Origin of the sequence: Streptomyces sp. ActVer (assembly GCF_027270795.1) — a bacterium.
GTDB classification, from domain to species: Bacteria; Actinomycetota; Actinomycetes; order Streptomycetales; family Streptomycetaceae; genus Streptomyces; species Streptomyces umbrinus_A.
This window is the reverse complement of record NZ_JAPWHT010000967.1, coordinates 1-858: the sequence shown is the minus strand read 5'-3', so window position 1 is coordinate 858 and position 858 is coordinate 1. Positions and strand designations below refer to the sequence as shown.

Annotated in this window: 1 protein-coding gene and 1 pseudogene; one reads left to right on the top strand and one right to left on the bottom strand. The window is 75.1% G+C overall.

What is annotated here, in order from left to right; all coding sequences use genetic code 11:
* Nucleotides 1-169: 169 nt before the first annotated feature.
* A complete protein-coding gene (locus tag O3Q52_RS53660) occupies nucleotides 170-349 on the top strand; it encodes an LPXTG cell wall anchor domain-containing protein (RefSeq protein ID WP_269655623.1) in 180 nt (59 codons plus the stop codon).
* 41 nt (nucleotides 350-390) lie between these two features.
* Here the strand turns inward: O3Q52_RS53660 and O3Q52_RS53655 are convergent.
* A pseudogene (locus tag O3Q52_RS53655) lies at nucleotides 391-858 on the bottom strand (dimethylaniline monooxygenase); the annotation flags it as partial.

Here is an 858-nt window from a genome sequence, read left to right as displayed (position 1 = left end):
CTCCCGATCTCCCCCCACTTCCCCGCCGCCGACGGCCACCCCGCCGAAGACGGTGCCTCCCACCACCCCACCCCCGACCAGGACTCCACCGACCAGGACTCCGCCTGTCACGACCCCGCCGACCACGACACCTCCGGTTGTGAGTCCGCCTGTCACGACACTTCCGGTTGTGAGTCCTCCGGCGGCCGTGCCGCCTGCCGCGACCCCTCCGGGGCCGGCGACCAGGGCGCCACAGCTGGCGGAGACCGGCAGCGACGGGCTGCTCGCGGCCTCGGTCGCCAGTGCGGGGCTGCTGATCGGCGGAGCGGTGCTGTACCGACGAAGCCGGGCCGCGTCCCGTCAGTGGTGACGTGTCGGGTGCCGGACGCCTCGCGCCCGGCACCCGCACCGTCAGTGACCCGCAGCCCCGAGCACCCCGCGCCGCTCCCGGGCGCCGGGCACGGGCACCCGGGCCGGCCCCGTACGCAGCCGGCGCCGCACCCCTCGTACGAGAGTCCGGGCCGTGAACGAGGCGCCGTGGACGAAGCGCATCGCGGGGCCGAAGGCGGAGGCTGTGGTCAGCCCCGCCAGGAAGAGGCCGGGGCAGGAGGACTCGAACTCCCGCCCCACGTAGGGGGATCCGTCGGGTGACATGGCCAGGGTCCCGCGTACGTCCTCCGCCAGCAGGCCCAGGCGGTCGCGGGTCGCCCTGAATCCCGTGGCCGCGATGACGTGTTCGGTGTCCAGAGAGGTCAACTCGCCGGAGCGGCCCAGTGTTTCGAGGCGTACGGCGCCCTGGGCCGGGTAGGCAGCCGCGACCTCCTGGCCCAGCAGCAGCTCGACGGCCGGTTCGACCCGGTCGCGGACCCACCAGGCGCC